Origin of the sequence: Aeromonas sp. A35_P, from assembly GCF_002259925.1 — a bacterium.
Lineage (GTDB): Bacteria > Pseudomonadota > Gammaproteobacteria > Enterobacterales > Aeromonadaceae > Aeromonas > Aeromonas dhakensis.
In genome coordinates this window covers 1-2,727 of sequence record NZ_NEVB01000171.1, presented here as the reverse complement: position 1 = coordinate 2,727, position 2,727 = coordinate 1, and the positions used below count along the sequence as shown (strand labels likewise).

The 2,727-nt window shown below is 48.0% G+C and carries 4 protein-coding genes; 2 read left to right on the top strand and 2 right to left on the bottom strand.

Annotated elements, in window-relative coordinates; all coding sequences use genetic code 11:
- Window positions 1-77 precede the first annotated feature (77 nt).
- Both umuD and umuC read left to right on the top strand, forming a co-directional pair.
- Complete coding sequence (umuD, locus tag CAK78_RS10620; RefSeq protein ID WP_007105028.1) at window positions 78-527, top strand: translesion error-prone DNA polymerase V autoproteolytic subunit; 450 nt, start codon at window positions 78-80, stop codon at window positions 525-527.
- A gap of 7 nt (window positions 528-534) precedes the next feature.
- Complete coding sequence (umuC, locus tag CAK78_RS10615) at window positions 535-1,803, top strand: translesion error-prone DNA polymerase V subunit UmuC (RefSeq protein WP_094697236.1); 1,269 nt, start codon at window positions 535-537, stop codon at window positions 1,801-1,803.
- Between the two features lie 10 nt (window positions 1,804-1,813).
- Here the strand turns inward: umuC and mobI are convergent, their stop codons facing one another.
- Window positions 1,814-2,239: a conjugative transfer protein MobI(A/C) gene (mobI, locus tag CAK78_RS10610; protein ID WP_441296589.1), complete on the bottom strand. Its 426-nt coding sequence runs from the start codon at window positions 2,237-2,239 to the stop codon at window positions 1,814-1,816.
- A gap of 219 nt (window positions 2,240-2,458) precedes the next feature.
- On the bottom strand, window positions 2,459-2,727 hold a 269-nt coding region (locus CAK78_RS22985; protein ID WP_094697234.1), incomplete at its 5' end, for a hypothetical protein.

Sequence of the window (2,727 nt, the reverse complement as noted above, 5' to 3'; positions counted from 1 at the left end):
ACATCAAGGACTTGTTCGCACTTTCCTTAGATACTGTATAAACAAACAGTATCAATTGTGATTTTTCGAGGTTCGTCATGAGTGTCTCGCTGATAGGCCGTAGCGGCGCACTTGCCTTCATCAAAGCCAAGCGCCTTCGTATTCCATTGTTCATGGAACGTGTTTCTGCTGGTTTTCCCTCCCCAGCGCAGGATTATGTTGAGCAAACGCTCGACCTCAACGAGCTGTGCATCAAGCGACCAGCTGCAACGTTCTTTGTGCGTGTTGAAGGTGATTCAATGATTGATGCCGGGATTCACCCAGATGATATTTTGGTGGTTGATCGCTCTGTCCAAGCAGAACACGGTGACATTGTCATCGCGGGAATCCATGGAGAACTCACGGTAAAGGAGCTTCAACTAAGGCCGTGCGTCATGCTGATCCCAAGAAACCAGGTGTATGAGCCCATTCATATTCCTGAAGGGACAGAGTTAGAGATATTTGGTGTGGTCACCAATGTGGTGCGAAACATGCGCCGCAAGTCGTGAGTATCCCATGCCTGTATTTGCCTTGGTGGACTGCAACAATTTTTACGCCAGTTGTGAGAAGCTGTTTCGTCCTGATTTAAAAGATACGCCGGTTGTGGTGCTGTCTAACAATGACGGCTGCGTGGTTGCACGCTCACGTGAAGCTAAGTTACTCGGTATAAAAATGGGCGTACCCGTCTTTCAGATCAAAGCTGAAATGCAGCGCCATGGCATTTTGGCATTCTCGTCCAATTACGCGCTGTACGCAGATTTGAGCAGTCGAGTGATGCGCACTTTGGAGGAGATGGCACCACGAGTAGAGGTCTACTCCATTGATGAAGCGTTTCTGGATTTAACCGGTATTGAGTCTGTCCTATCCCTTGTCGAGTTCGGGCAACAAGTGCGAGAGCGCATAGGCCACTGGATTGGGATCACCGTCTGTGTAGGCATTGCACCTACTAAAACACTCGCCAAGCTGGCTAACCATGCCGCCAAGAAATATCCCGCCACTCAGGGGGTTGTAGACCTGACCAATCCAGATCGGCAACGTCGATTGCTCGCATTAGTCCCAGTTGATGATGTTTGGGGTGTTGGTAAACGGCTTTCTAAGCGTTTAAATGCGTTGGGTATCATCACAGCCTTAGACCTAGCCAACGCCTCTCCTAGAGCCATCAGAGACCAGTTTTCGGTGGTTTTAGAAAGAACCGTCAGAGAGCTCAATGGTGAGTCGTGCATTAAACTTGAAGAGATCCCGCCAACTAAGAAGCTAATCGTCTGTAGCCGTTCATTTGGCGCAAAAGTAACGCAATTTGAATTGTTACGTCAGGCCGTATGTGAATACGCAACCCGCGCCACTGAGAAGCTACGCAAAGAACAGCAGCAAGCCAAAGTGATGACCGTGTTTATACGAACCAGCCCCTTTAAGGACAACGAGCCGCAGTACAGCAATTCCGCATCCGGTGAGTTACTGATCCCCAGTTGCGATACGCGGGATTTTATCGAGCTGGCCAATCACTTACTCAAGCGAATTTGGAAGGATGGTTTTCGTTATGCCAAAGCGGGCGTCATGCTGTCTGACTTTTACGACCCAGGCATGTTTCAACCAGGACTATTCGATGACGTATCGACCCGCTCTAATAGCCAACAGTTAATGTCTGTATTGGACACCATTAACCAAAGTGGTGCCGGAAAGGTTTTCTTTGCTGGACAAGGTACGAAGAAAGATTGGTCGATGAAGCGAGAGCATTTGTCTCCCGCCTACACAACACGCTGGGACCAGTTGCCGCGAGTGAAGTAGCGCAGTTAACTCAATAGGCATTCACTCTGCGACGCAGCATGTTGAGCTTATCAACTTGGCGTCGAATATCACTGAAGAATTCTTCTTTCTCCATGGCCAGCGCTAACTCCCATTCTTTGGCTAGACCTTGGCAGTCCAAAAATGAGTATCTCAGCTTCGTCTTTGAAATACGCAGTCCCTTGCTAAAGACCACGCGCTTGCCTCGTTGACCGTGAAAGCTGTTGATGTACCACTCTATGCCAAAGCCATACTTAAAGTCTCTGATACGGACACCAAGCAGCCCCCAATCTTTAAAGGGCGCATTCTCACGAACCTTGTAATGGGTAACCCAAAAGTCATCAACTTCAACTCGTGCCAGCGCTTTTAGCCTGTCTGTTTCTTGCTGAAGTAAATCTGATACCTCTGCTTTCCATTGTTCATTGACGATTTCTACCAAACCAATTTCCCCATCCAATTAATCCCAAAAGCCAAAACCACTATCCGTTTGGCTTTTGGATCGAAACGCCAAACGTAAAACTGCCGTAACAATCACTGTTTGGCGTCTCGATATAAATCAACTCGCGCAATCCCATACCTGACAAGGGATACAGCCCGATTTCACTTGAAAACGACTAAAAAGACGTATCGTCAAGAAGATACAAACCGTTTGGCGAGTTCAGGCCAGAATGCAAACGACGTTTGGCGTCTCGATTTTTTTGACTAGGTCATCCGCCGCCAAACAGAGCCTATTCTCATACTTTTGCGAAAATGCAATAGGCAGATAGATGAAAGGATTTGTCACCTTTCTGCCCACCGCCAGTGCACCGAATCCTGATAATGACATTTGAGTGAACCGCCAGAGCACTTGGAAATGCCCAAGCGTGGCCAGTGCGGTTGATTGAAAACCGTTAGAGCACTTTGAGTGCACGGAGATAAGTATGTTCC